26 protein-coding genes and 3 riboswitches are annotated in these 25,769 nt (G+C 65.5%); of the genes, 14 read left to right on the top strand and 12 right to left on the bottom strand.

All coding sequences use genetic code 11. The features are described from left to right. Window positions 1–112: 112 nt before the first annotated feature. The 10 genes from AC6JBC_RS14460 to fdhD form a co-directional block, all read right to left on the bottom strand. Window positions 113–1,507, bottom strand: a complete 1,395-nt coding sequence (locus AC6JBC_RS14460) for an NAD(P)(+) transhydrogenase (Re/Si-specific) subunit beta (RefSeq protein ID WP_498026189.1) — start codon at window positions 1,505–1,507, stop codon at window positions 113–115. Window positions 1,508–1,510: 3 nt separating this feature from the next. Further along, window positions 1,511–1,801 (bottom strand): NAD(P) transhydrogenase subunit alpha part 2, encoded by a 291-nt coding sequence (locus AC6JBC_RS14455; RefSeq protein WP_196227069.1) that lies wholly within the window; start codon window positions 1,799–1,801, stop codon window positions 1,511–1,513. 277 nt (window positions 1,802–2,078) lie between these two features. Continuing rightward, a complete protein-coding gene (cobU, locus tag AC6JBC_RS14450; RefSeq protein ID WP_498026188.1) occupies window positions 2,079–2,609 on the bottom strand; it encodes a bifunctional adenosylcobinamide kinase/adenosylcobinamide-phosphate guanylyltransferase in 531 nt (176 codons plus the stop codon). After that, a complete protein-coding gene (gene cbiB, locus AC6JBC_RS14445; RefSeq protein ID WP_498026510.1) occupies window positions 2,606–3,568 on the bottom strand; it encodes an adenosylcobinamide-phosphate synthase CbiB in 963 nt (320 codons plus the stop codon). Before cbiB ends, cobU begins: the two co-directional genes overlap by 4 nt. Beyond that, entirely contained in the window at window positions 3,531–4,505 is a 975-nt protein-coding gene (locus AC6JBC_RS14440; RefSeq protein ID WP_498026187.1) for a threonine-phosphate decarboxylase, read from the bottom strand. Before AC6JBC_RS14440 ends, cbiB begins: the two co-directional genes overlap by 38 nt. Beyond that, window positions 4,505–5,212, bottom strand: a complete 708-nt coding sequence (locus AC6JBC_RS14435) for an adenosylcobinamide-GDP ribazoletransferase (protein ID WP_498026186.1) — start codon at window positions 5,210–5,212, stop codon at window positions 4,505–4,507. The genes AC6JBC_RS14440 and AC6JBC_RS14435 overlap by 1 nt, the downstream gene beginning before the upstream one ends. Beyond that, window positions 5,209–5,775, bottom strand: coding sequence for a histidine phosphatase family protein (locus AC6JBC_RS14430; RefSeq protein ID WP_498026185.1), 567 nt, complete (start codon window positions 5,773–5,775; stop codon window positions 5,209–5,211). Before AC6JBC_RS14430 ends, AC6JBC_RS14435 begins: the two co-directional genes overlap by 4 nt. Further along, the gene (cobT, locus tag AC6JBC_RS14425; protein ID WP_498026184.1) at window positions 5,772–6,788 is read right to left on the bottom strand and encodes a nicotinate-nucleotide--dimethylbenzimidazole phosphoribosyltransferase; all 1,017 of its coding nucleotides are present in this window, start codon (window positions 6,786–6,788) and stop codon (window positions 5,772–5,774) included. The genes AC6JBC_RS14430 and cobT overlap by 4 nt, the downstream gene beginning before the upstream one ends. Beyond that, window positions 6,785–7,192, bottom strand: a complete 408-nt coding sequence (locus AC6JBC_RS14420; RefSeq protein WP_498026183.1) for a DUF1636 domain-containing protein — start codon at window positions 7,190–7,192, stop codon at window positions 6,785–6,787. Before AC6JBC_RS14420 ends, cobT begins: the two co-directional genes overlap by 4 nt. Before the next feature lie 160 nt (window positions 7,193–7,352). Next, window positions 7,353–7,538, bottom strand: a riboswitch (cobalamin riboswitch). Window positions 7,539–7,583: 45 nt separating this feature from the next. Further along, window positions 7,584–8,366, bottom strand: coding sequence for a formate dehydrogenase accessory sulfurtransferase FdhD (fdhD, locus tag AC6JBC_RS14415; protein WP_498026182.1), 783 nt, complete (start codon window positions 8,364–8,366; stop codon window positions 7,584–7,586). A gap of 132 nt (window positions 8,367–8,498) precedes the next feature. Then, window positions 8,499–8,744, top strand: a riboswitch (cobalamin riboswitch). Between the two features lie 172 nt (window positions 8,745–8,916). Between fdhD and AC6JBC_RS14410 the strand changes: the two genes are divergently transcribed. From AC6JBC_RS14410 to bluB, 5 genes are read left to right on the top strand one after another with little or no spacing between them, the layout of a single operon-like run. Next, window positions 8,917–9,966, top strand: coding sequence for a HoxN/HupN/NixA family nickel/cobalt transporter (locus AC6JBC_RS14410; protein WP_498026181.1), 1,050 nt, complete (start codon window positions 8,917–8,919; stop codon window positions 9,964–9,966). After that, window positions 9,963–11,003: a cobalamin biosynthesis protein CobW gene (gene cobW, locus AC6JBC_RS14405; RefSeq protein WP_498026180.1), complete on the top strand. Its 1,041-nt coding sequence runs from the start codon at window positions 9,963–9,965 to the stop codon at window positions 11,001–11,003. Before AC6JBC_RS14410 ends, cobW begins: the two co-directional genes overlap by 4 nt. Next, window positions 11,003–14,698: a cobaltochelatase subunit CobN gene (gene cobN, locus AC6JBC_RS14400; RefSeq protein ID WP_498026179.1), complete on the top strand. Its 3,696-nt coding sequence runs from the start codon at window positions 11,003–11,005 to the stop codon at window positions 14,696–14,698. Before cobW ends, cobN begins: the two co-directional genes overlap by 1 nt. After that, window positions 14,695–15,300: a cob(I)yrinic acid a,c-diamide adenosyltransferase gene (cobO, locus tag AC6JBC_RS14395; protein WP_498026178.1), complete on the top strand. Its 606-nt coding sequence runs from the start codon at window positions 14,695–14,697 to the stop codon at window positions 15,298–15,300. Before cobN ends, cobO begins: the two co-directional genes overlap by 4 nt. Window position 15,301: 1 nt before the next feature. Next, window positions 15,302–15,940, top strand: coding sequence for a 5,6-dimethylbenzimidazole synthase (gene bluB / locus AC6JBC_RS14390; protein WP_498026177.1), 639 nt, complete (start codon window positions 15,302–15,304; stop codon window positions 15,938–15,940). A gap of 116 nt (window positions 15,941–16,056) precedes the next feature. Here the strand turns inward: bluB and AC6JBC_RS14385 are convergent, their stop codons facing one another. Beyond that, window positions 16,057–16,920, bottom strand: a complete 864-nt coding sequence (locus AC6JBC_RS14385; protein WP_498026176.1) for an alpha/beta fold hydrolase — start codon at window positions 16,918–16,920, stop codon at window positions 16,057–16,059. A 126-nt stretch (window positions 16,921–17,046) separates the two neighbouring features. Continuing rightward, a riboswitch (cobalamin riboswitch) is annotated at window positions 17,047–17,275 on the top strand. Window positions 17,276–17,505: 230 nt separating this feature from the next. Between AC6JBC_RS14385 and AC6JBC_RS14380 the strand changes: the two genes are divergently transcribed. Genes AC6JBC_RS14380 through cobJ form a run of 4 tightly spaced genes read left to right on the top strand, consistent with a single transcriptional unit; the run spans window position 17,506 to window position 20,655 of the window. Next, window positions 17,506–18,561, top strand: a complete 1,056-nt coding sequence (locus AC6JBC_RS14380; protein ID WP_498026509.1) for a ferredoxin-like domain-containing protein — start codon at window positions 17,506–17,508, stop codon at window positions 18,559–18,561. After that, entirely contained in the window at window positions 18,561–19,190 is a 630-nt protein-coding gene (locus AC6JBC_RS14375; protein WP_498026508.1) for a precorrin-8X methylmutase, read from the top strand. The genes AC6JBC_RS14380 and AC6JBC_RS14375 overlap by 1 nt, the downstream gene beginning before the upstream one ends. Beyond that, window positions 19,187–19,909, top strand: coding sequence for a precorrin-2 C(20)-methyltransferase (gene cobI / locus AC6JBC_RS14370; RefSeq protein ID WP_498026175.1), 723 nt, complete (start codon window positions 19,187–19,189; stop codon window positions 19,907–19,909). Before AC6JBC_RS14375 ends, cobI begins: the two co-directional genes overlap by 4 nt. Then, window positions 19,906–20,655 carry a precorrin-3B C(17)-methyltransferase gene (gene cobJ / locus AC6JBC_RS14365; protein WP_498026174.1) on the top strand — a complete coding sequence of 250 codons (750 nt, stop codon included), beginning with the start codon at window positions 19,906–19,908 and terminating at the stop codon, window positions 20,653–20,655. The genes cobI and cobJ overlap by 4 nt, the downstream gene beginning before the upstream one ends. Here cobJ and AC6JBC_RS14360 read toward each other — a convergent pair. Next, a complete protein-coding gene (locus AC6JBC_RS14360) occupies window positions 20,631–21,380 on the bottom strand; it encodes a cobalt-precorrin-6A reductase (RefSeq protein ID WP_498026173.1) in 750 nt (249 codons plus the stop codon). The genes cobJ and AC6JBC_RS14360 overlap by 25 nt on opposite strands. On the opposite strand from AC6JBC_RS14360, the gene cbiE reads away from it, so the two are divergent. Genes cbiE through cobF form a run of 5 tightly spaced genes read left to right on the top strand, consistent with a single transcriptional unit; the run spans window position 21,379 to window position 25,760 of the window. Beyond that, window positions 21,379–22,581 carry a precorrin-6y C5,15-methyltransferase (decarboxylating) subunit CbiE gene (gene cbiE, locus AC6JBC_RS14355; RefSeq protein WP_498026172.1) on the top strand — a complete coding sequence of 401 codons (1,203 nt, stop codon included), beginning with the start codon at window positions 21,379–21,381 and terminating at the stop codon, window positions 22,579–22,581. The two genes, AC6JBC_RS14360 and cbiE, sit on opposite strands and share 2 nt — an antisense overlap. Further along, window positions 22,578–22,934 carry a cobalamin biosynthesis protein gene (locus AC6JBC_RS14350; RefSeq protein WP_498026171.1) on the top strand — a complete coding sequence of 119 codons (357 nt, stop codon included), beginning with the start codon at window positions 22,578–22,580 and terminating at the stop codon, window positions 22,932–22,934. The genes cbiE and AC6JBC_RS14350 overlap by 4 nt, the downstream gene beginning before the upstream one ends. Beyond that, entirely contained in the window at window positions 22,931–23,716 is a 786-nt protein-coding gene (cobM, locus tag AC6JBC_RS14345) for a precorrin-4 C(11)-methyltransferase (RefSeq protein WP_498026170.1), read from the top strand. Before AC6JBC_RS14350 ends, cobM begins: the two co-directional genes overlap by 4 nt. Continuing rightward, the gene (locus tag AC6JBC_RS14340) at window positions 23,713–25,020 is read left to right on the top strand and encodes a cobyrinic acid a,c-diamide synthase CobB (RefSeq protein ID WP_498026169.1); all 1,308 of its coding nucleotides are present in this window, start codon (window positions 23,713–23,715) and stop codon (window positions 25,018–25,020) included. The genes cobM and AC6JBC_RS14340 overlap by 4 nt, the downstream gene beginning before the upstream one ends. Beyond that, complete coding sequence (cobF, locus tag AC6JBC_RS14335) at window positions 25,017–25,760, top strand: precorrin-6A synthase (deacetylating) (protein WP_498026168.1); 744 nt, start codon at window positions 25,017–25,019, stop codon at window positions 25,758–25,760. The genes AC6JBC_RS14340 and cobF overlap by 4 nt, the downstream gene beginning before the upstream one ends. Window positions 25,761–25,769 lie beyond the last annotated feature (9 nt).

The raw sequence follows: 25,769 nt of genomic DNA, 5'->3' as shown, positions 1-25,769 counted from the left end.
TGAGCAGCCGCTTGGCGCAATGCTTCTCCTACAAGCTGCGAGCGAACCTATATGAAAAAAGCCCGCTGCTTGGGGGCAGCGGGCTTCTGTGTCTTGGTGCTGTGCGGGCAGTTCAGTGCAAGCCCGACCCACCCCCTGCCAGTTCCTTGGCGATGGAGCCGACCATGTCCTTGGCGTCGCCGAACAGCATCTGGGTGTTGCTGTTATAATAGATCGGATTGTCGATCCCGGCAAAGCCCGCGTTCATGCTGCGCTTGATCACGAACACAGACTTGGCGCGGTCCGCCTCGATGATCGGCATGCCCGCGATCGCGCTTTGCGGATCGTCGCGCGCCGACGGGTTCACCGTGTCGTTCGCGCCGATGATCACCGCCACGTCCGCCTGCGGCAGTTCGGGGTTGATGTCGTCCAGATCGACCAGCTGCTCATAGGGGACGTTCGCTTCGGCCAGCAGCACGTTCATGTGACCGGGCATGCGGCCCGCCACCGGATGGATCGCGAACTTGACGTCCACGCCCTTCTTCGTGAGCGCCTGATACAGCTCGCTGACCTTGTGCTGCGCCTGCGCGACCGCCATGCCATAGCCCGGGATGATGACCACGCTGCTCGCATTCTCCAGCTGCATCGCGGCTTCCTCGGCAGAGGCGGAGCGCACCACCCGGTCGTCCTTGCCGCCCGCAACGCCCGCGACCACCTTGCCGAAGCCGCCGAACATCACATTGGCAAAGCTGCGGTTCATCGCCTTGCACATCACCAGCGCCAGGATGAAGCCCGATGCGCCATCGAGCGCGCCCGCCACGATCAGCAGCTTGTTGCCGAGCGCAAAGCCCATCGCGCTTGCGGCAAGACCCGCATAGCTGTTCAGGAGCGCAATGACCGTCGGCATGTCCGCGCCGCCGATCGGGATCACCAGCAATATGCCGAACAGCAACGCCAGGCCCGCGAAGGCCGGGAACAGCCAGGTCTGCGTCGGGTCAAGCGCCAGCGTCACGCCGATCGCCACCGTCGCCAGCGCCACCGCGCCATTGACGATGCGCTGGCCGGGGAAGGACACCGGACGGCTGCCCATCAGTTCCTGCAGCTTGGCAAAGGCGACGACCGAGGCCGTGCAGGTCAGGAAACCCAGCAGCATCTCGAACATCAGCGCCCACAGAATGAAGCCGCCCGCATATTCCGCATGGGCATGCTTGTAATATTCCGCCGCGCCGATCAGGCCAACCGCCAGCGCGCCAAAGGCGTGGGAGATGGCGGTTCGCTGCGGGATCGCCGTCATCGGCATCAGCAGCGCCATCGGAATGCCCGCCGCCGCGCCTGCGATCATCGCGATGATGATCAGATTATAGTCCACCACCTCATGCTGGACCAGCGCGCCGATGATCGCGATCACCATCCCGATCTCGCCCGCGCGCACGCCGCGACGGGCGGTCGAGGGATGACTCATCCACATCAGCGACAGGATGAACAAAGCGGACGCGACAATCGCCGCGAAGGGTACGAAGGCGTTCATCTGTTACTTCCCCCGCGGCTTGAACATCTTGAGCATGCGATCGGTAATCATGAAACCGCTCACAAGGTTCACCGTCGCGCAGAACACCGCGATGAAGCCCAGCGTCTTGGCCAGAGGCGTCGCCCCCGCCTCACCCGTGATCGTGATCGCCCCCACAATCACCACCGCCGCGATCGCATTGGTCAGCGACATCAACGGCGAATGCAAAAGCGGCGATACCTTCTTGATCAGCTGAAAACCCAAAAAAGCCGCCAATATGAAGACGAACAGATAATCTGCATTGAAAGCGTTCACTGAATTATCCCCTGTCCAGAAACCGCGATCTGATCACCCTGGCGGTCTTCCAATTTCGCCCAGGTTGGGAACATATTGCCCCTGCCATGATCGCTGGCTCCTATAAAATCCCTCCACGCACTATTAAACATGCCATATTGATCCAATAGATCGCAGGCAAGCCGGTCAGCGGCATTTATCACATAGGCGATTCGCGCAACGAATTTATTCGCTCTCTACGATAAGTAGGGCTGCTGGCATCCGCGATTTTCAAAATGGCTTGCAGCCGCGGCCTTCCTCATCCGCTTTGCTTGAGCATCAGGGGCAGACCGGCGGCGACAAATACCACCCTGTCGCAAGCGGCGGCCACATGCTGATTAAGCAGGCCCGCTTCGTCTCTGAAACGGCGGGCAAGTGCATTTTCCGGGACGATGGAAAGGCCGACTTCATTGGCGACCAGCACGATGGGAACCGTGCAGCCGGTGATGGCGGCGATCAGTTCTTCGCTCCACCGGGCAATGTCTTCGCCAGCCAGCAGCAGGTTGGACAGCCAAAGGGTAAGGCAATCGACAAGGATCGGGCCAGATGGCGTGTGCGCGTGGACATTCCGGATCGCGGCGGGCAGATCAATAGGCGCTTCGACCGTTCGCCAGCGCGCGTTGCGGCGGGCACGATGCGTGGCAATCCTTTCGTGCATTTCATCGTCGTACGCCTCGGCCGTGGCGATGTAGGTCATGATGCCCGGCAGCGCTTCGCACTGCGCTTCGGCATGGCGGCTCTTGCCCGAACGGGCGCCGCCCAGCACGAGCAGCTTCTGGAAAGCGGTCATCGGCCCATCCCTGCGATCAGCGCCGTCGCGAGCCAAAGGAGCGCGCAGGCGCGAACATAGAGCGCCAACGCGGCGCGAGCGGCGGCGGGCGTAGCTTCGTCCGCTTCCCCGCCGATCCATGGCTTGGCATGATATTGGCCTTCATAGGCGACCGGCCCGGCAAGGCGGATGTCCAGCGCGCCCGCCATCGCCGCCTCCGGCCAGCCTGCATTGGGCGATGCGTGACGGCCATGGTCGCGCCAGAGGATCCGCCAGCCGCCCATGCCAGCGACGCAAATGAGGACGCCCGACAGGCGCGCGGGGATGAGATTAAGGAGATCATCGAAGCGTGCGGCGGCCCAGCCGAAAGCCGTAAACGGCTCCTCCCGGTGGCCGATCAGGCTGTCGGCGGTGTTGACCGCCTTATAGGCCCAGATTCCGGGCAAGCCGCCGATGAGCAGCCAGAAGAGCGGCGCAACGACTCCGTCGCAGAAGCTTTCGGCGAGGCTTTCTATTGTGGCACGAGCAACCCCTGCCTCGTCGAGGGTGGCGGTATCGCGTCCGACGATCTGGCTGACGGCGCGGCGGGCGGCGAAGAGATTGCCTGCTTCGAGAGCCTGAACGACGGGCAGGACATGGTCGAACAGACTTCGCTGCGCAAGTGCTGGCCAAGCGGCGAGCGCGAGACCGATCCAGGCCCAGGAGCCGAGGAAGTGGCGAATAAGCTGTTCTGCGGCCCAGCCCGCTGCGATGGCGGTCGCGAGGAGGAGGAGCAGCGTGATGATGCCGCCGAGACGGCGGCGCGGGGTGCCGAAATGGCGCCGGTTCAAACGGCCCTCGCAAGCGGTGATGATCCGGGCGAAGGCTCCGACCGGGTGGCCGATACGGGCGTGCAGCCGGGCTGGCCAGCCTAGCACCGCGTCGATGATCATGGCGGTCAGCTCAACCAAGCGCTTCGTCCAGCCGGGCCATGGCGGCATCATCGTCGGGCAGACCGAAGCGGAGCCAATGAGGGTAATCTTCGAACGGGCGGGTGAGAATGGCGTGGCGCGCGAGGCGGTCGAACAGTCTGACGGCGTTCGGCGTATCGATCAGGCGGAATAGCGGGCAATCGCCGCGCGGGATGAAGCCGTGGCGGATAAGCAGCACGTCAAGGCTGGCAGCGCGGGTAGAAAGGGTCGCGATCGTCTCATCAATCCAGCCGTAATCGCGATAGGCAGCGCGGCCAAAGTCGATCGCAGCGGCGGATAAAGGCCAGTCTCCCATCAGCCTGCGGCAGGCGGCGATGATGGGGGATGGGGCGAGGAGGAAGCCCAATCGCACACCCGCTAGCCCGAAGAATTTGCCGAAGGAACGGAAGATGAGCAGGCGGCGGTGATCCGCGACTTCGGCCGCCATGCTGGCACCGGGCATGCAGTCGGCAAAGGCTTCATCGACGATCAGCCAGCCGCCTCCCCTTTCCTGTTGAGCCAGAAGCTGCTGCATTTGCGCCTGCGTATAGAGGCGGCCATCGGGATTGTTGGGATTGGCGAGGAGGAGCGCGGTGCCCGGTGGTGCGTCTTCCGGTTGCTGCAATGGGCGCGAGTTTGGGAAAGCCTGCGCATGGGTGCGGTAGGACGGCAGGATATGGCAGGCGGGCGTATCGATCAGATGGCCAAGCAGGCGCAGGCCGGTTTCGCTGCCCGGCAGTGCACAGATGTGATCGGGGGACACGCCAAAATGAGCAGCGGCGGCCTGTTCGAGATCGGCAAGCGCTGCGGGATCGGGGAGGGATTGCCAGTCCGGAGTGATCGTGGCGGTGCCGGGCCAGGCGAGCGGATTTATGCCGGTGGAAAGATCGATCCAGGGAAGGCGCGTCTCATAATGCTGACGCGCCGCCGACAGACGACCGCCATGCCAGTGGAAGATGTCACTCATCATGCCAGCACCAGTGCGGCTAGCAGGCCGCTTTCGATGAGTTCGATCCCGGCGCCATGGCCATCTCCCGAAATGCCGCCGATCCGGCTGCGCAGCCACCATCCCCAAAGCGGGACGAGGATAGCGGCGGACAGGAGTGCGGGAATGATGAAGCAGAGGGCTGCGGCCAGCATCGCCCAGCCCAGCAAATGCACCGGGCTGATGCTTGCACGGAAGCGGCTGGATAGGCCCTCATGGAGCGGCGGGAGCCAGAGGGTCCATGCCAGTGGGCCGATCCGGGCGACGAAGGGCACGGCGATGATGGCAATCGGCGCGACATGCTCCGCGCAGAGGTGCAGCAGGACGAGCTTCGCCAGCAGTTGCAGGACGATCGCGACGACGCCGAAACTGCCGATATGCGGGTCGGCAAGGACGGCGGACAGCTTTGCCCGGTCACCATGCGCTGCCCCTGCCCCGTCAGCAATGTCGCCAAGGCCGTCGAGATGCAGCGCTCCGGTGATGGCGACCCAGACGATGAGGCCGAGCAAGGCGGCCATCCAGGGATCGGCAAGCAGGCCGATCGTCATGGCGGCAGCGGCGGCGAGGCCGACGACGATGCCCGTCGCGGGAAACCATCGGATCGCGGCGGCGAAATCCTTTTCCTCCGCGCGCACTTGCGGGAGCGGCAGGCGGGTCATGAGTTGCAGGGCGAGGATGAGGCGGGTCATGTTACAAGCCCGGTGATCTGCGCGCTGGGATTATCCCCCGGCCAGATACGCAGGCTAAGCAAGGCGCCATAGGGAAGGTCGATTGCCCAGGCCTGCTGGTAAGTGAAGCCACACAGGGTAGTCAGCGCGCCACGGATCGCACCGGCATGGGTAAGGACCAGCGAGGGCCGGTCGATTTCGCCAAGTGCCGCCTTTACGCGCAGGCAAATGCCGGACCAGCTTTCCCCTCCGGGCGGAGGATGGTCGTCCGGGGATGACCAAAAACGACCAATTTCCTCGGCAGGGAGAGTTGCGGGATCGGTGCCCTCCCACGCGCCGAAGTGCAGTTCGCGCCAGCCCGCGTCGATGTCGTGCGGCACCTGCCGGGCAGCGGCAATCAAGGCGGCGGGGGTGCGGGCGCGTGTCAGGTCGGAGCTGATCAATCGGTCGAACGCAAGCGAGCGGGATCGTTCAACGCAAAGCTGCATCGCGGCCGGGTCGGGCGGCATGTCCATGTGACCGAGCAGGAGGCCGGGCGTCTGTGGCGCTGCGTGGCGCATCAGGTGGAGCGTGAGCGGGCTCATAGCGCGTTAGCCACCGCCGCTTCGGCGAAGGTTGCCATCTGGTCATGCGCGGCGAGGGCGGAGCGGATGAGTTGCGCCGCGACCGCCGCGCCGCTGCCTTCGCCGAGGCGCATGTCGAGATGAAGCAAGGGGTTCAGGCTGAGCTTTTCGAGCAGCCGGGCATGGCCTGCTTCGGCGGAGCAGTGGGCGGCGAGGCAGTGGGCCGTGATGGCCGGATTGTCGCGCGCGAGAGGGGCGATGGCCGCGCCGCAGATAAATCCGTCGAGCAGCACCGGCACGCGCATCAGGCGCGCGGCGAGGATGGCGCCTGCCATCGCTGCAATCTCTCGCCCGCCAAGGCGACGGAGCGTTTCGAAAGCGTCGGCGCAATGGGGGGCGTGCAGGGCGTGCGCGATCTGGACGGCGTGCGTCTTGCCGACGAGGGCGGCTGCGTCGATGCCGGTGCCCCTCCCCGTCCAATCCTGCGCCTCGCCGCCAAAGGATTGAAGGCACAACGCGGCGGCGGGGGTGGTATTGGCGATGCCCATCTCTCCGGTGAAGAGCAGCTCGCAATCTTGCACGACGGTGGCGGCGCCCGCGTTCAGGACGTCGAGGCACTCCGCCTCCGTCATGGCGGGGGCTTCGCATATGTCGGCGGTGGGTTTATCGAGGGCGAGCGGGACAATAACCAGTTCAGCTCCGCAGGCGCCTGCAAGCGCGTTGATCGCCGCGCCGCCTGTCTGGAAGTTCGCGACCATCTGCGCCGTGACGGACGCCGGAAAGGCGCTGACGCCGCGCGCGGCGACACCATGGTTGCCCGCGAAAATGGCGGCGCGGATGCGGTCGGCGCATGGACGTTCGCGACCCTGCCAGCCTGCCATGAAGAGGGCGATCTCCTCCAGTCGGCCGAGCGATCCGACGGGTTTCGTCAAGGAGGCCTGCCGCGCCGCTGCCGTTTCGATCGCCGCCGCATCAGGCTGAGGAAGGCTGGCGAGCGCGGCCTGAAAATCAGCGCGATCCTGAAAGTGGATCATGTGCAGACGAAGCCTTCAGGCGGCGTGCGGACGATGAAATGGCCCTTCACCCCCTGCGGCCAATCGGCGTAGCGCACGACGCCTTCTTCGCTGGCGGCGTGGCGCAGGGCGTAGTCGAGGATCGCGCGGGCGGCATCTGCATCCGGGGTGAAGTCGCCCAGAACATAGCCGACCTTGCCGGGACCACGCACATGGACGGTGCAATGACGCTGGCAGGCGAAGAGGCAGGGCATATCCTGCACGGCAACCGCATCATAAGCAGGCTCGGCAGCCTGAAGATCGCGCATGGCCTCAACCAACAGCGCGCCGCCGCGCCGTCCTGCCCCATCTTCCCGCTGGTCAGCGGACAGGCGGCAGGTCGAGCAGACCACCACCGAAGCTCTGTTTTCCACCGCGCACAGCATCAGCGGCGCGCTTCCATAACCATATGAACATGAAAGACCGTCATCATGGTCCTCCCCGCAAAATCGAACCGCAAACGGCCCTGCCCGGCCGTATGGCGAGCAAGGCGGTGGCTGTCGTCCGGCGAGGGAACCCCGTTCGTCCGGCACACCCTGTCCGGTCGAAGAACGACTGCGTCAGGCAGGTCTCCTGGCTCACGGGTCGCTGCGTACCGGCCGCCTTCTCGGGGAAAGTCCCAATGGCTAAGTGGCCGGTTCGCTCACCGCTTACAGTTGCAGGGGCAGCGCGGGTGTTGCACCCGACTTCCCTTTTGATCCCCTAAGGGGAACCTGTCGCGGGGGTGCTGATAAAGCGGGCGCGCTGCGCTCGCAAGCGGTAGATGAAGGGGGATTGTCAGCCGGGCATGGAACCGGCCGCCAGCACCGCATCGGGCCGCGCCAGCACCACGATCGGCAGGCCAGCGCTGGCGGCGCGTTCGGCCGCGAGGCGCGTCGGGGCGGAGATGGTGACGAGCAGCGGGCAGTCGGCGAGCACAGCTTTTTCCACCAGTTCATAGGAACAGCGCGAAGAGAGCAGGGCAAATCCGCCGTCCCACGACAGGTCCTGCCGCCGCATGGCGCCGATCAGCTTGTCAAAGGCGTTATGGCGGCCCGCGTCCTCATAAGCGAGGCGGATGGTGCCGTCGGGACCGGCCAGCGCAGCGGCGTGGACGGCGCCGGTTCGCCTGTTCAGCGGTTGATGCGCAGACAGATCGTTCAGCGCATGAAAGATCGCTTCGGGCTTGGCATCGCAGCGGGCGGCGATGGCAGGCAGCGGACGCATCGCCTGTTCAAGATTTTCGACGCCACACAGGCCGCAGGAAGAGTCCGAAACCCGATGGCGAATCCGGCCGAGCAGCCCCTCCGCGCGATCGGGCGGCAGCGTGGCGCGGGCTACAAGGCCCTGATCGGTCGCGTGCACATCGACATCAAGCGGCGCGTCGGAAGGGACGACCAGCCGCTCTGCCAGCGCGAATCCCTGCACCAGTTCCGCGATATCCGCCGGGGTCGCCATCAGCACGGCATAGCCGATGCCGTTATATTCGATGGCGACGGGAACCTCCTCCGCCAGTTCGCGCATGACCGGCGATGTGCCGCCATCGGGCGCGATCCGGGTGAAGGAGAAAGACGAGGACATGCGTCCGGTCTAGGCGGAGAGGACAGGCGCGGCAATATGGTGCGGGGAGTCCGGCACGTGTTTGCCGGGCAGCATGGGTCATTTCAATTTCATCGTCTTGCCCGCTTTCCTTTGACGGCCAAGCCATCTATGCACGGCATCGATCGCGCCGGTGCCCGGAAGGGCTTTAAAAGGGAATGCGGTGCGGGCTCCTGCCGAAGGAGCCCAAATCCGCGGCTGTCCCTGCAACTGTAAGCGGAGAGCGAGATGCATAGCGACCTTCCGGTACGACCGGGGGTCAGCCACTGGGCCGGACGCTAAATCATGCGAGGCCTGGGAAGGCCATGTGTCGAGCGATGACCCGCAAGCCAGGAGACCTGCCAGCGTCTGGTCGCTCTTGCTTTGGCCCAGGGGATGGCCGGGGCACGGTATTCCGTCTGAGCGACGCGTGCGGCGGGGCCGCACCGGCATGCGTGCCGGGCGCTATATGGTGTCCGTCCGGCGCATCGTGTCGGCCGCTCAGCGGAGGTCCCGTTCAGGTTCGCTGACGCCGACGGGAGCCATGTCTAAAATGGCGATACAATTTCCGGCGCTTCGCCGCCGTGCCACTGTCATGTTCGCGGTCTTGATCGCCTGCAATATCGGCCTGTGGCTCTTTGCCCTGCTGATCTTTGCGGGCAACACGATGATGCTGGGCACCGCCCTGCTCGCCTGGAGCCTGGGGCTGCGCCACGCGGTCGATGCCGATCATATCGCGGCGATCGACAATGTGACCCGCAAGCTGATGCAGGAAGGCCAGCGGCCGCTGACCGTGGGCCTGTGGTTTGCGATCGGCCATAGCGGCATCGTGCTGATCGCCGCGGTCATGATCGCCGTCGCCGCCAACGCGCTGAGCAGGGTCGAGGCGGCGGGCGAAATCGGCGGCACGATCGCCACGGTCATCTCCGCCACCTTCCTCTTCGCCATCGCCGCGATGAACCTGATCATCCTGCGATCGGTCCTGAAGACATTCAACCATGTTCGCAATGGCGGAACCTATGTCGATGAGGACATGGACATATTGCTGGGCAACCGGGGGCTGTTGGCGCGCCTGTTTCGGCCTCTGTTCCGGCTGGTCACGCGCAGCTGGCACATGGCGCCGCTGGGCTTTCTGTTCGGGCTGGGATTCGACACGGCGACAGAGGTGGCGATCCTCGGCCTGTCGGCGGGTCAGGCGGCGAGCGGTCTTTCGATCGCGACGGTCCTCATCTTCCCCCTGCTCTTTGCAGCGGGGATGGCGCTGATCGACACGGTGGACGGGGCGTTGATGATGGGCGCCTATCAATGGGCGTTCGTGAAGCCGATCCGCAAGCTCTACTACAACATCACCATCACGCTGGTGTCCGCGCTGGTCGCGATCGTCATCGGCGGGATCGAGGCGGCGGCGCTGCTGGGCGATAAGCTGGGCCTGACCGGCGGCGTCTGGTCGGTCGCGGCCGATCTGGGTGAGCATTTCAACAGCCTCGGCTTCTTCATCGTCGGCCTGTTCGCCGCCTGCTGGCTGGCGAGCTGGATCATCTACCGCTGGAAGCGCTTCGACGAGATCGACGTGCTCCTCCCCAATCAAGGACAGACTTTATGAGCAAGGTTCCTGCCACCGTCATCACCGGATTTCTGGGCGCCGGAAAGACGACGCTGATCCGCCACCTGATCGAAAATGCAGGCGGGCGGCGCCTGGCCCTCATCATCAACGAATTTGGCGATGTGGGCGTCGATGGATCGCTGGTGAAGGGCTGCGGTGACGAAGCTTGCCCTGAAGAGGACATTATCGAGCTCGCCAATGGCTGCATCTGCTGCACCGTGGCGGACGATTTCCTGCCCACGATGCAGCGGCTGCTGGACCGCGACGTGCCGCCCGACCATATAATCATCGAGACATCGGGCCTCGCCCTGCCAAAGCCGCTGGTGAAGGCGTTCCAGTGGCCCGACATCCGTACGCGGGCGACGGTGGACGGCGTCATCGCGCTCATCGATGCGGATGCTCTGGCTGCGGGGCGATTTGCCCATGACGAGGCAGCGCTGGCCGCCGCCCGTGCGGCCGACCCCACGCTGGACCATGACAGCCCGATCGAGGAACTGTTCGAGGACCAGATTGCCTGCGCCGACCTGATACTGCTGAACAAGAGCGATCTGGTCGAGCCGGACAGGCTGGCGGAACTGGAGCAGCAGCTGGCCGGGGAAGTGCGGCCGGGCGTCCGCATCGTCCGCACCGCGCGGGGGGAAATTGACCCGGCTATCCTGCTGGGTCTGGACGCGGGCGTGGAAGAGCAGATCGATGCGCGCCCTTCCCATCATGACGATGAGGGGGATCATGACCATGAGGATTTCGACAGCTTCGTCGTGGATTTGGGGGAGCTGGGCAATCCCGCGCCACTGCTGAGTTCGCTGGAGCAAGTCATAGCCGATCATGACATATTGCGGGTAAAGGGCTTTGTTGCCATTGCGGGCCGTCCGGCGCGGCTGGTGATCCAGGCAGTGGGGCCGCGCATCCAGCATCATTATGACCGGCACTGGCAGGCAGGTGAGGCGCGTAGCTCGCGGCTGGTGGTGATCGGTCAGGCGGGGATCGATCGACTGGCGATCGAACAGGTGCTGATGGGCCAGTTGGCGGTCGCCTGATGCATTTGCTGACCGCCACGCCCGGCACCGTCTCCAATGGAGAGGAAGCGATCGACCTTGGCCAGACGCCGGGCGACATCGTGCTGCTGACCGTGGCGGACAGCGACCTTGCCTGCTTTGCCAGCGCCGCAGCGATGCTGGGGGAAGGCGCGCCCTCGATCCGGCTGGCGAACCTCCTTCAGCTGAAGCATCCCTATTCGGTCGATCTCTATGTCGAGAAGGTGATCTCTCACGCGAAGTTCGTGTGCGTGGTGTTGTTGGGCGGCAAGAGCTATTGGCCCTATGGGATTGAGGAAATTGCCAATATTGCGCGCGACAAGGGCATCGCCTTTGCCGCGATAGCGGACGGGCGGGAGGATGATCCGGAACTGCGCGCCGCCTCCACCCTGCCGCCGGACATGTGCGATCGGCTGCGCGATTATCTCCGGCAGGGCGGCATTGCCAATGCCACGGCATTTCTGAAGACCGCCGCCCGGATCGCAGGCGTCGATGCGGGAGCGCCCGACGCGCCCGTGCCGGTCGCCGATGCGGGTCTCTATCTGCCCGGTGTCGAACGGCCGACGCTGGAACAGGTGATGGCTGGTTGGATATCCGGCCAGCCGACGGTGCTGTTCCTCTTCTATCGCGCGTTGCTGATCGCGGGGACGCTGGAGGCGGTGGACGCGATGATCGCTGGATTGCAGGCAGCCGGTCTCAACGTCCTGCCGGTCTATGTGCGGGCATTGCGAGAGCCCTTTGCACGCGACTATCTGGACGGGGTGATTGGGGCGGCACGGCCGGACGTCATCCTGAACGCCACGGCCTTTGCCGCGTCCGCACCCGGCGAACCGCGCACGCCATCCATATTGGAAAAGGCCGACTGCCCTGTCCTCCAGACATTATTCGCCAGCGCCGAACAGGGTGCGTGGCAGGACAGCGCGCGGGGATTGGGGCCGCGCGATCTCGCGATGCATATCGCCTTGCCTGAAGTGGACGGACGGCTGTTCACCCGGGCCGTCGCGTTCAAGGCCGCCGCCCGATTTGACGCGCGAACTGAGTGCAGTATCGTCGTGCCCCAGCTTCTGGCTGATCGCGTGAGCTTTGTTTCTCAACTGGCTGCAAACTGGGCGAAATTAGGCCGATCGCCTGTGGAAGATCGCAATATCGCGCTGGTCCTTGCCAATTATCCGAATAGGGACGGCCGGATCGGCAACGGCGTGGGGCTTGATACGCCGGAAAGCGCTGCGGCTATCCTGCGCGCGCTGGCGGAGTCTGGTTATGCGACGGGCGACGCTCCCACCGATGGCGCGGCGCTGATGCGGCATATGACCGGGAGCGATGTGACCTGCTCCCTCCTGCTGGCGGAGTATCGGGCGGCGTTCGACGGTTTTCCCGAGAGCGTGAGGGCGGCCGTCAGTGAACGGTGGGGCGAGCCGGAGGATGACCCATCCTGCCGGGATGGGGCCTTCCGCCTGCGGGTGCATCGCTTCGGCCATGTCGCCGTCGCGGTGCAGCCCTCTCGCGGCTATGATGTCGATCCCAAGAGCAGCTATCATGACCCGGCGTTGCCTCCGCCGCATGCCTATCTGGCCTTCCACATCTGGCTGGCGCGGGTGTTTGACGCGCATGCGGTCGTGCATGTGGGGAAGCATGGCAATCTGGAATGGTTGCCCGGCAAGGCCATCGCGCTATCGGAAAACTGCTTCCCGGAAATCTGCGCGGGACCGGTGCCGCAAATCTATCCTTTCATCGTCAACGATCCGGGCGAAGGCACGCAGGCCAAGCGGCGGATCGGCGCGTGCATCATCGACCATCTGACGCCGCCGCTGACCCGCGCGGAGACCTATGGCCCGCTGAAGGAATTGGAGGCGCTGGTCGATGAATATTATCTGGCGGCGGGGATGGACCCGCGCAGGCTGGAGACGCTGCGCCGGGACATATTGGCGCTGGCGGCGTCTCAGGGGCTCGACAAGGATGCAGGAGCGCAAGGCAGTGGAGACGATGCCTTGGCCGCGATCGACAATTATCTGTGCGAACTGAAGGAAATGCAGATCCGGGACGGGCTGCATGTCTTTACCCGGTCGCCCGAAGGGGCGCTGCGCCGGGACCTGCTGATCTCCCTCGCCCGCTGCCCCAGGGGTCTGGACGAGGATCAGCAATCGCTGCTGCGGGCTCTGGCGGATGATCTGGAGTTGGGCTTCGATCCGTTGGATTGCGGCATGGGCGCCCCGTGGGATGGGCCGCGCCCGGAGATGCTTGGCAGCCTGGCGGACGATGCGTGGCGCAGCGTGGGGGATACGGTTGAGCGGCTGGAACTCTATGCGATATGGCTGCTGGATCATGGAGCGGCTGCGCCGGGGCCGCGTAGCGCGGCGGTTCTGGAGGCTGTGAGGAAACAGCTTGCTCCTCGCGTGGATGCTTGCGGCGAGGCGGAAAAGGCGGGGCTGCTCCGCGCACTCGATGGCAAGTTCGTGCTGCCCGGCCCTTCCGGCGCGCCCACACGCGGGCGTCCCGATGTACTGCCGACCGGGCGGAATTTCTATTCGGTCGATACACGCGCGGTGCCGACCGTGGCCGCCTGGAATCTGGGCCAGCGGTCGGCCGGCCTCATCGTGCAGGACTATCTCCAGCGCGAAGGCGATTATCCTCGCGCCATGGCCCTTTCCGCATGGGGCACGGCGAACATGCGCACAGGCGGCGACGATATCGCGCAGGCGTTGGCCTTGATGGGCGTGCGGCCCCGGTGGGACTGGGCATCCGGGCGGGTTGTCGGATTTGAGGTGATGAAGATCGCTGAGCTGAACCGGCCGCGCGTGGACGTGACCCTGCGCGTGTCGGGATTTTTCCGTGACGCCTTTCCTGAACAGATCGACCTAATCGACAGCGCCGCCCGGGCCGTGATGGCGCTGGATGAACCTGATGAAGACAATCCCGCTGCGGCGCGGCACCGGGCGGAGGCGGCTGCGCTGATTGCGGAGGGGACGTCCGAAAAGGCGGCCACGCGCCGCGCCGGAGCTCGCATCTTCGGATCGAAGCCCGGCGCTTATGGTGCGGGTTTGCAGGCGATGATCGACGAGCGGTTGTGGCATGATCGATCGGACCTTGCGAACATCTATCTCGATTGGGGCGGCTATGCCTATGGTGGCGGGGTCGAGGGTGATGCGGAGCGCGACCTCTTCAGCCAGCGCCTGAGCGATGCCGACGCCCTGATCCAGAATCAGGATAATCGCGAGCATGACCTGCTGGACAGCGACGATTATTACCAGTTCGAGGGCGGCATCGCGGCCGCCGTCGAGCATCTGTCAGGCCGCAAGCCGCTAAGCTATCATAATGACCATAGCCGTCCCGAGCGGCCCATCGTCCGCACGTTGGAGGACGAGATCGGCCGGGTGGTGCGGGCGCGCGTCACCAATCCCAAATGGATCGCGGGCATGATGCGGCACGGCTACAAGGGCGCGTTCGAAATGGCGGCCTCGGTCGATTATCTCTTTGCCTTTGCCGCCACGACCCATGGGGTGAAGGACCATCATTTCGACGCCGTCCACGCCGCCTTCATCGAAGATGAGGCGGTGCGCGGGTTCATGGCGGAAGCCAATCCCGCCGCGCTGCGCGAAACCGCCGCCCGCCTCCACGAAGCGCTGGACCGGGGGCTGTGGCGGCCACGGTCCAACAGCGCCGCCATGCTCCTCTCCAGCCTCAAGGAAGACCGCCCATGATAGAACGCACCCCCGAACAGCATGCCGAAAAGATGAAGAAGAAGCAGGCCGCCCATGACAAGATCATGGCAACCAAGACGCAGGAAAAGGGCCTGCTGATCGTCCATACCGGCAAGGGCAAGGGCAAGACGACTGCGGCGCTGGGCATGGTCGTGCGCGCGATCGGCCATGGCAAGAAGGTCGGCGTGGTCCAGTTCGTGAAGGGCGCGATGACCACCGGAGAAAAAGTCGTGTTCGATGCGTTTCCAGACAATGTCACGTTCAAGCCCATGGGCGAAGGCTTTACCTGGAACACGCAGGACAAGACCCGCGACATCGCGCTCGCCCGCGAAGCGTGGGACGAGGTTAAGCGGATGATCGCCGATCCGGCCTATGATATGGTGCTGGCAGATGAGCTTAATATCGTCCTGCGCTATGACTATCTGCCCGTGGATGAGGTGGTGGAAGCCGTGACGGACAGGGACGAGATGAAGCATGTTCTTATCACCGGCCGCAATGCGCCCGAGGCGCTGATCGAGGCGGCCGATCTCGTCACAGAAATGACGCTGGTCAAGCATCCCTTCCGCAGCGGCGTGAAGGCACAGGCAGGGATAGAATTTTGACATGAGTGGACCCGCCATAACCCCGATCGACAGCGCGCAGTTCGAGGCGCTGGTGCGGGCGCGGCGGGACATTCGCCATTTCAGGACAGACCCGATCGACGAGAGTGACGTCGAGTGGCTGTTGAGCATGGCGCATCGCGCGCCATCGGTCGGATTGTCGCAGCCCTGGAGATTTGTGCGGATCGAGACGGAGGGGCTGCGAGAGAGGCTGGCGCTTCATGTCGATGCGCAGGTGAAGGAGGCGGGCCGGGAGTATGAGGGCGATCAGGACAAGCTCTACCGTAGTCTGAAGCTGCACGGCCTCCGCGAGGCGCCGGTGTTGTTCGCGGTCTATTGCGACGATGGGACGGAGACGGGCCATCATCTGGGCGCTGTCACCATGCCCGAGGCGCGCCGCTATAGCTGCGTCATGGCGGTGCATACGCTGTGGCTGGCGGCGCGGACGCGGGGGATCGGCATGGGTTGGGTGTCGATCATGGAAGCGGAACGCGTGAACGCGATGCTGGATGTTCCCGCCAGTTGGGAGTGCCTGGGCCTGCTTTGCCTCGGACGGCCGGAGAGCGAAGAGGATGCGCCGGAACTGGAACGGCGCGGATGGGAGCAGCGGACGAATTGGCATTCAGTGGTGGTGCGGCGTTAGCGCAACCCGCTCCCTCCTATTCGCCGTTCGGCCTGAGCCTGTCGAAGCCCCTCACTTCTCTTCAAAAAAGAAAAGCCCTTCGACAAGCTCAGGGCGAACGGGGTGGACGATTCTCCCTACCCCTCACCCAACAAGAACCCCAGCACCAACGTCTCAAACCGATCCTTGCACTCGATCATCGCCCAATGGCCGCATTTGGGGAACACATGCAGTTCCGCGTTCGGGATCACTCGCATCGGCAACAGCGCGCCGTCGAGCGGGCTGACCTTGTCATCGCGGCCCCAGGTGATCAGCGTGGGCGCCTGAATCCTGCCCAGATAATCGATCCGCTGCGACACGCCCGGCCCGCTCATTGACTGCGCGATGAAGCCCAGAACCGCGCGCGTGTACATCTTGCGGCTGCTCTCCATCGTCACCGGTTCGAGCGCGGCCTTGTAGCGCATGTCGATCAGTTCGTCGGTAATGATCGATTTGTCGTAAACCATCGATTCCAGCCAGGCGATGATGTTCTCGCGCGTCGGGTCCTCGATGAAATCAACAAGCCGGGTCAGCCCTTCATTGGGAAAGGTGGAGGTGATGTTGAACCCGATCCCGCCGATGGTGATATAGCGCAGCACCCGCTGGGGATGAGATGCCGCGAGATGGCCACCGGCAATCCCGCCATAGCTGTTGCCGAGGATATGCGCGCGATCGATGCCGAGGCCGTCCATCAACGCGACGGCAGCGTCGCGGAAAACCGCCACAGGATCGCCATCCACGGGATCGCTTTTGCCATAGCCGGGTGCGTCGAGGATGATCGTGCGGAAATGCTGGGAAAAGAGCGGCAGATTGCCCCGAAAATTCGCCCAGCCCTTGACGCCGGGGCCGGACCCGTGAAGCAGCAGCAGCGCGGGGCCTGATCCAGCCTCATGATAATGGAGGCGGCCATTGGCGGTTTCGAGAAAACGGCTGGTCGCTTCGAAGCTGAGATCGCTCATCATCTGCTCTCCATGTTGTTATTCAAGGACGGGACTAGCCTTGGGGCAAAGCGGGCGCAAGCAAGCCGTCGCTGCCCACTTCCCTTTCGCGCGCATCGCCCTTATGAAGCGCAGCGGATCGGGCTTGCCCGGTCCATCGATCGCGCCGGTGTCCCGCAAGGGACTTAAATGGGAACGCGGTGCGGGAGGTTTCCCCTCCCTAATCCGTGGCTGTCCCTGCAACTGTGAGCGGCGAGCAAGGCATGGACCGGCCGGACCCTTAAAACAGGGACGGTCAGCCACTGGAGCGATCCGGGAAGGCCCCATGCCAACGCTATGACCCGCAAGCCAGGAGACCTGCCGGAGCAAAGGTCGCTCTTGCCATGACCCAGGGGATGGTCACGGCTCGGTTCTCCGTTTGAGCGACGAATTCGTGCGGCTGCGGCCGTGCAGGCGTGCGGCCTGTCCGCCTGCCTGTGCGTGCCGTCCGTGTGTCGTGGCGCTGATGCGGGGAGTGCAGGAGCAATGCAGGAGCAGGCGCAACGTGCCGACGCTGATCCATGCGCGCACCTTGGCGTGCGCGGCTGGTGTCCGACGGCATGGCGGCCGATGATGGCTGGCGACGGGCTGCTGGTCCGGGTGCGCCCGGCGCTGGGCCGGATGACCCGCGCGCAAGCGGCCGGTTTGTGCGAGGCCTCTCTGGCGCTCGGCAACGGGCATATCGACATCACCAATCGCGCCGCACTGCAAATCAGAGGCGTACGGGAAGCAGACCATAGCGCTTTGATGGAGCGGCTGGTCGCGCTGAACCTGGCCCATGCCTACGCAGAGGGCGACAGGCAGATCCCCGTCCTGATCAACCCCGACTGGCTACCCGGCGACGACAGCGCGTTCATAGCGAACGCCCTGATCGCGCGGCTCGGCGAGTTGCCGGACCTGCCCGCAAAGGTCGGGTTCGCCATCGACGCGGGGCCTGCTCCGGTGCTGAGCGATGTTCCGGCTGACTTTCGGGTCGAAAGAGGGACAGGCGGCGCACTGGTCCTGCGCGCCGACGGGCGGACCCATGGCGTAGTCGTGAGCGTGCAGGAAGCGGCCGAGGGGCTACTGTGCCTTGCCCGATGGTTCGTGGACAGCGGCGGCGTTCAGGCCGGGCGGATGGCGCGGCATTCAGGGGAGCTTCCCGATGCGGCGGCCGAGGCCCCTGCCCCGGCCCGGTCTCGCGCTGCTGCGCTGGCTGCAGCGCCTGGGCCATTCCATGCGGCGCCCTTTGGCCGGATCGAGGCTGCTGCGCTCCTCGCCGCGATGAAGAGTGGCGCGGAGGCTGTGCGGCTTACCCCCTGGCGCGGGCTGGTGCTGGAGGGAAGCAGCGCGCCCTCCGACGATCCGGCCGATCCGCGCCTTTCGGCGGATGCCTGTCCCGGCGCGCCCGCCTGCCCGCAATCGAGCGTCGCCACGCGCGATCTGGCCGCCCGGCTGGCGCCGCATGTTCGCGGACTTCATGTCTCGGGTTGCGCAAAGGGGTGCGCCCGGCCTTCGCAGGCGGCGGTGGTCCTCACCGGTCGGGATGGCCACTTCGACCTTGCCCATAATGCGCGGGCGGGCGCGCCGCCGCTGCAATCGGGCCTGTCGCCCGATCAGATAATCGCCCTCTTCGGAGCCAAATGATGCCGCATATTTACGAAACCAACGGGGCGGAAATCTATCGCCAGTCCTTCCGCATGATCCGGGCGGAGGCGGCGCTCGGCCGCTTTTCGGCGGAGGAAGAACGGGTCGCCGTGCGCATGATCCACGCGACGGGCATGGTTGGCCTGGCGCCGCATATCCGCTTTTCGCCGCGCTTCGCCACGGCCGTAATCACTGCGCTGGAGGCAGGGGCGCCCATTCTATGTGACGCGCGCATGGTGTCGGAAGGGATCACGCGCGCGCGCCTCCCTGCCGCCAATCCGGTCCTCTGCACTTTGACCGATCCCCAGGTCCCAGACCTCGCCAGCGCCATGGCGAATACCCGCTCGGCCGCCGCGCTGGAGCTGTGGCGGCCGCATCTCGCGGGAGCAGTGGTCGCGATCGGCAACGCCCCGACGGCGCTGTTCCACCTGCTCAACATGCTGGAAGACCTCGCCTGTCCGCGCCCCGCGGCCATCATCGGTTGCCCGGTCGGCTTTGTCGGCGCGGCGGAGTCCAAGGCAGCCTTGTGGGACGCGCAGCCGGTCCCTTGCTGCATCGTCGAAGGGCGGCTGGGCGGCAGCGCGATCACCGTCGCGGCCGTCAATGCGCTCGCGAGTGCGGCCGAATGATCGGGACCATTCACGGCGTGGGCCTAGGCCCCGGCGCGCAGGACCTGATGAGCGTGCGGGCCGACCGGCTGATCCGAGAGGCGCGCCATATCGCCTATTTCCGCAAGCCGGGCCGCGCAGGTCATGCCCGGAAAATCGTCGAAGGACTGTTGCGTCCCGACGCGGTCGAATATGCGATGGAATATCCGGTGACGACCGAGATTCCGGTCACGAACCCGCGATATAATGAGCGGCTTTCCGCCTTTTATGCGGATTGCACCGCGCATCTGCACGGGCTGGCGGCGGCGGGTGAGGATGTGGTTGTCCTCTGCGAGGGCGACCCCTTTTTCTACGGCAGCTTCATGCATCTGCACAGCCGCCTGTCATCACTTGCGCCCGTGCGAATCGTGCCCGGCATCACCGGCATGTCGGGGGCCTGGACGGCGAGCGGGACGCCGATCAGTTGGGGCGATGATGTGCTGACGGTGCTGATGGCGACGCTGCCCGAAGAAGAGCTGGCGCGCCGTATCCATGACACCAATGCGCTGGTCGTCATGAAGATCGGCCGCAATCTGGCGAAGCTGCGCCGGGCGGTGGAGGCGGCGGGGAAGCAGGACTGCGCCTGGCTGGTCGAATATGCCACGATGGCGGACCAGAAGATCACGCCGCTGCGCGAGGCAGAGGCGATCACCGGCTATTTTTCCATCCTGCTGGTCCATGGGCAGGGACGGCGACCATGAGCGGATGGGTGGCGGTAGCCGGGCTCGGGCCGGGAGCCGAAGGGCTGGTGACGCCCGAAGTGACACAGGCCTTGGCGGAGGCGACCGATCTGATCGGCTATGCCCCCTATGTCGCGCGGGTGGAGGATCGGCCCGGACTTCTACGCCATGCGTCGGACAATCGGGTGGAACTGGAGCGGGCGGCCCATGCGCTGGAACTGGCGGCGGCCGGGCGGCGCGTGGTGGTGGCGTCCTCCGGTGATCCGGGCGTGTTCGCCATGGCGTCGGCCTTGTTCGAGGCGCTGGAAGCCGGGCCGAAGGCGTGGCTGGGGATCGACATCCGCATCCTGCCCGGCATCACCGCCATGCTGGCCGCAGCCGCACGGGCGGGCGCTCCGCTGGGGCATGATTTCTGTGCGATCAACCTGTCCGATAATCTGAAGCCATGGGCGTTGATCGAGCGGCGCCTGCGCTTGGCCGCTCAGGCCGACTTCGCCATGGCCTTCTACAACCCTCGATCGAAGGCCCGGCCGGATGGCTTTGCGCACGCGCTCGACATCCTGCGTGAGGAATGCGGGAACGACCGGCTGATCCTTTTCGCGCGCGCCGTTTCGACGCGGGAAGAGGAATTGCGCGTCGTGACGCTGGGGCAGGCGAGCGCCGATATGGCGGACATGCGCACGATGGTGATCGTTGGATCAAGCCGCACCCGCCTGATCGAGCGCGCGGTTGGTCCCATCCTCTACACGCCGCGCTGGGCCGAATGAACGATCCACGTCAGCACATCGCTAAGGTCGTGAACGGATTGCACTTGTGGCATGGGCGGCCGGTCGATCATGATGACAGGCAAGCCGAGCGCCCGTGCGGCGTCGATCTTCGCGCGCGCGCCGTCGCCTCCTGCGTTTTTGGCGACGATCAATTCGATGCCGTGCGCGCGCATCAGGGCAAGATCGCCCGCCAGCGTGAAGGGGCCGCGATCCACGACCAGATGATGGCGCGGCAACGCGGGGGGCAGTTCGGGCGCATCGACGAAGCGGAGCAGGTAATGATGCTGCGGCTGGGCGGCGAAGGCTTCGACATGCATACGCCCAAGGGCCAGCATGACGCGCCGGGGGGCACCGTCGAGCGCCCGGACAGCGCCGCCGATATTGGGCACATGGGTCCAGCGGTCGCCCTCCCCTGCTTGCCACGCCGGGCGGGTGAGCATCAGATGGGCCGCGCCCGCCTCGCGCGAGGCCGCGAGTGCATTCGCGCTTATCGTCGCGGCGAAGGGATGGGTGGCATCGATAAGGTGGGTGACCCGCTCGGCCTTCAGATAGGCCGCCAGTCCAGCCGCGCCGCCAAAGCCGCCGACGCGCACCGGTACGGGCTGCGCGCGCGGGTTGCCGGTGCGTCCGGCATAGCTCAACATGGCGCGCTCCCCTCGCTCGGCAAGGGCTTTCGCGAGCGCGCTCGCTTCGGTCGTGCCGCCCAGGATCAGGATATTGCGCATGGTGGCTGAAGGTCCCTGGCTGACGATCATCGGCATTGGCGAGGATGGGGCGTCGGGCCTGTCCGACGCCGCTCGCGCCTTGCTGGAACGGGCCTGCCTCGTGACCGGCGCGCCGCGCCAGCTGGCGCTGCTGCCACCCCTTAGGGCGGAACTTCTGAACTGGCCAGTGCCCTTTGAGGATGGCGTGACGGCGCTGCTTGCCCAGAGAGGGGAGCCGGTGGTGATGCTGGCGTCAGGCGATCCCTTCTGGTTCGGCGCGGGGACCAGCGTCACGCGGCATCTTAGGACGGATGAATGGGTGGCGCATCCGGCGCCATCGACCTTCTCCCTTGCGGCTTCGCGCCTCGGCTGGGCGTTGCAGGAGGTGGCCTGCCATGGCCTGCATGCCGCGCCACTGACCCGGCTGAGGCCCGGACTTGCATCGGAACGCCGCGCCATCCTGCTGCTTCGCGACGGGGCGGCGGTGCATGCGCTTGCGTCCTATCTCAGTCAGGAGGGCTTTGGCGCGTCCATCCTGCATATCCTGGAAGCACTAGGGGGACCGCGCGAGCGGATCAGGCAGGTGCGGGCGCAGGAACTCATCTTTGACGATATCGCTCATCCCGTCGCCGTGGGCATCGATATGGCGGGTGATGGTGACGTGATGCCGTGCACGGGCGGACTTGCCGATGGCTGGTTCGATCATGACGGACAGATCAGCAAGCGGCCGGTTCGCGCGCTGACGCTGTCCGCGCTTGCCCCCCGGCCCGACGAGACATTGTGGGACATCGGCGCCGGATCGGGATCGATCGCCATCGAGTGGCTGCTCAGCCATGCTTCCACCCATGCGCTGGCTTTTGAGGCTGACCCGGTTCGCGCCGCGCGGGCAAGGGCAAATGCGGAACGGCTTGGCGTCGATCGGCTGACATTGATCGAAGGACGCGCGCCTTCGGTGCTGGAAGGCCGTGTTCGTCCTGACGCGATCTTCATCGGCGGCGGATTGAGTGAGGCGCTGGTCGAAACAATCATCGCCCTGCCCGGACAGCGAACCCGGCTGGTCGCGAACGCCGTGACGCTGGAATCCGAAGCGCTGCTGGCGCGATGGTATGGGCAGCTCGGTGGCGAACTGTTGCGGATCGAGTTGGCCAGCGCCGCGCCGATCGGCACGCGACGGGGGTGGAAAGCCGCCTATCCGCTGGTGCAGTGGAGCGTCACGCTATGATCGTTGCTGGCTTTGGCTGCCGCAGTGGTGCGAGTGAGCAAGCCTTGCGCGCGGCGCTGGGCGGGCATGGCGCTGGCGTCACTGCACTGGCGACCCTAATGCACAAGGAAGCGCTGCTCGCCCCCCTCGCCCGTGCCTTGGGCTTGCCGCTGATCCTGATCGATCCCTGCACTATCGAGGGAATGGACACGCCCACGCGCTCCAGCGCCAGTCTGGCGGCTTACGGCACCGGCAGCGTCGCCGAAGCGGTCGCGCTGACAGCAGTGGGTCTGGGCGCGCGACTGATCGCCGAGCGTCTCATCTCACCGGATGGGCAGGCCACCTGCGCTCTGGCTGAAGGAGTATCGCGATGACCGTCCATTTCATCGGCGCAGGACCGGGCGCGCCCGACCTGCTCACGCTGCGCGGCCGTGATCTGATCGCTGCCTCGCCCGTCTGCCTCTATGCCGGATCGCTGGTGCCGCGCGCGCTACTCGACCATTGCCCGGCCGGTGCGCGGATCGTGAACAGCGCGCCGCTGACACTCGACGAGATCGTCGCCATCATCGCAGAGGCGGATGCGGCGGGGCAGGATGTCGCGCGGCTGCATTCGGGCGACCTATCGATCTGGTCGGCGATGGGCGAGCAGATCCGCCGCCTCAAGGTTCTGGGCATCGGCTATACGGTGACGCCCGGCGTTCCGTCCTTCGCGGCAGCGGCAGCGGCACTGGAAGCGGAACTGACGCTGCCCGGACTTGGCCAGTCGCTCGTCCTCACGCGCACGGCGGGACGGGCTAGCGCGATGCCTTCGGGGGAGACGCTAGCGGCCTTTGGCGCGACCCGCGCGACGCTGGCGATCCACTTGTCCGTCCACAATCTGGCAAAGGTGGTCGCGGACCTGGTGCCGCTCTATGGCGGGGACTGCCCGGTGGCGATCGTCTGGCGCGCAAGCTGGCCTGATCAGCGGATCGTGCGAGGGACACTGACCACCATAGAGGCGCTGGCGGCGGACGGGCCGGAACGCACCGCAATCATCCTCGCCGGGCCGGTGCTGGGTGAGGAAGAGTTCGCCGAGAGCCAGCTTTATGCGCCCGGCTATGACCGGCGATTCCGTCCCTCGACGGCGGAATCCCGCTTCGCCGGATCGGAAGAATGACGCCCGGCATCCTCATCGCCGCGCCGCGATCCGGATCGGGCAAGACGGTCATCACACTAGGCCTGCTCAGGGCTTTGAAACGGCAGGGCGTCTGCGTTCAGTCCTACAAGTGCGGCCCTGATTATATCGACACGGGCTATCACCGGCTGGCAAGCGGCCGGCCCGCCTTCAACCTCGACAGCTGGGCGATGAATGCGCCGCTGCTCCACAGTCTGGCAGGCGAAGCAGCGGACGCCGACCTGATCGTCGCGGAGGGCGTGATGGGCCTGTTCGACGGCGCTCCGGCGCGCGGCGCAAGCGGCAACGGCAGCAGCTCCGACATAGCGGCTGCGCTTGGCTGGCCGGTCATCCTGATCATCGATGTATCGGGACAGAGCCAGTCGGCGGCTGCGATCGCGCATGGATTCCGCATGCTGCGGCCGGATGTGCACGTGGCAGGCGTCATCCTCAACCGCGTCGCTAGCTTCCGCCACGAGGCCATGATCCGGCAGGCGATGGCGGATGTGGGCATGCCCGTGCTGGGCGCGATCCCGCGATCTGCGGCCCTCTCCATCCCCGAACGGCACCTTGGCCTTGTCCAGGCGAACGAGCAGAAAGAGGTTGAGCAGACGATCGACGCCATCGCGGATATGATCGAGGCGCATGTCGATATTGCGGCTCTTCAAAAGGCGGCCGACGCGTTCCCCGGCACATCAGCGCTCCCCTATAGCTGCCCCCCACCGGGGCAGCGGATTGCACTGGCGCAGGATGCCGCCTTCTCCTTCACCTACGCCCATATGCTGAACGGCTGGCGCGCGGCGGGGGCGGAGATATTACCCTTTTCCCCCTTGGCTGATGAAGCGCCCGACCGCCAGGCCGACGCCATCTGGCTGCCCGGTGGTTATCCCGAACTGCATGCGGCTCAGATCGCCAATGCAGCGCGGTTTCTGGATGGCCTGCGCTTTCATGCGCTCAACCGTCCGATCCACGGCGAATGCGGCGGCTATATGGTGTTGGGACAAGCGATCATCGATGCGCAGGGGCGGTCGCATGCGATGGCAGGGCTGCTCGGGCTGGTATCCAGCTTTGCCGAACGACGGTTGCAACTGGGCTATCGGCAAGCGCAGCTGCTAGCGCCGATGGGCGGCCATGAGGCGGGAGCGGCGTTGTACGGGCATGAGTTTCACTATTCGACGATCGTGGATCAGCCCGACGCACCGCTTGCCCATGTCGTGGATGCGATGGACGCTGCCGTCGCCGCGACTGGATCGCACCGGGGACGGGTGACGGGCAGCTTCTTCCATCTTATCGCGGGTGCCGCATGATCCGCTTGTCACTGATCGGCATCGGCACGGGCAATCCCGATCATCTGACGCTCGCCGCCATCCGGGCGATGAACGATGCTGACCTGATCCTGCTGCCGCGCAAGGGAGAGGCCAAGTCCGACCTGATCGACCTGCGCCGGTCCATCTGTGCGCAGCTACTGACCGGCCCCGCACAGGTCGTCGAATTCGACATGCCCACGCGCGCCGATCAGGCCGCCTATGTCGAGGCGGTCCTCAACTGGCATGATGCAATCGCCGCGATCTGGATGGAGCAGATCGCGCTGCACCTGCCCGATGGCGGTACGGTTGCGCTGCTCGTCTGGGGTGACCCTTCGCTCTATGACAGCAGCCTGCGGATCGCGGAACGGCTTGGCCCATCGGTCGAGGTCAGCGTCGTGCCCGGCATCACCAGCGTTCAGGTGTTGACGGCCGCGCATGGCATCTGCCTCAACCGCCTGGCTGACCCGGTGCTGATCACCACCGGCAGGCAGTTGCGCGAACGCGGCTGGCCCAGTGGCATGCGCGATGTCGTCGTGATGCTGGACGGGGACTGCACCTTCCAGACGCTGGAGTCGGCAAAGCTGACGATCTGGTGGGGCGCCTATCTGGGCATGGAGCATCAGGCGCTGGCGCACGGTCCTTTGGCCGTGACGGGACCGGAAATCATCGACCGCCGGGCACAGCTGCGCCAGCGATATGGATGGATCATGGACGTGTATCTGCTGCGCCGGGACGCCTGAGGAAAAAGC

The sequence above is a fragment of the Sphingobium sp. RC1 genome (genome assembly GCF_059738765.1).
Note: the sequence above shows the minus strand (reverse complement) of the source record. Positions and strands in the feature narration are given on the sequence as shown.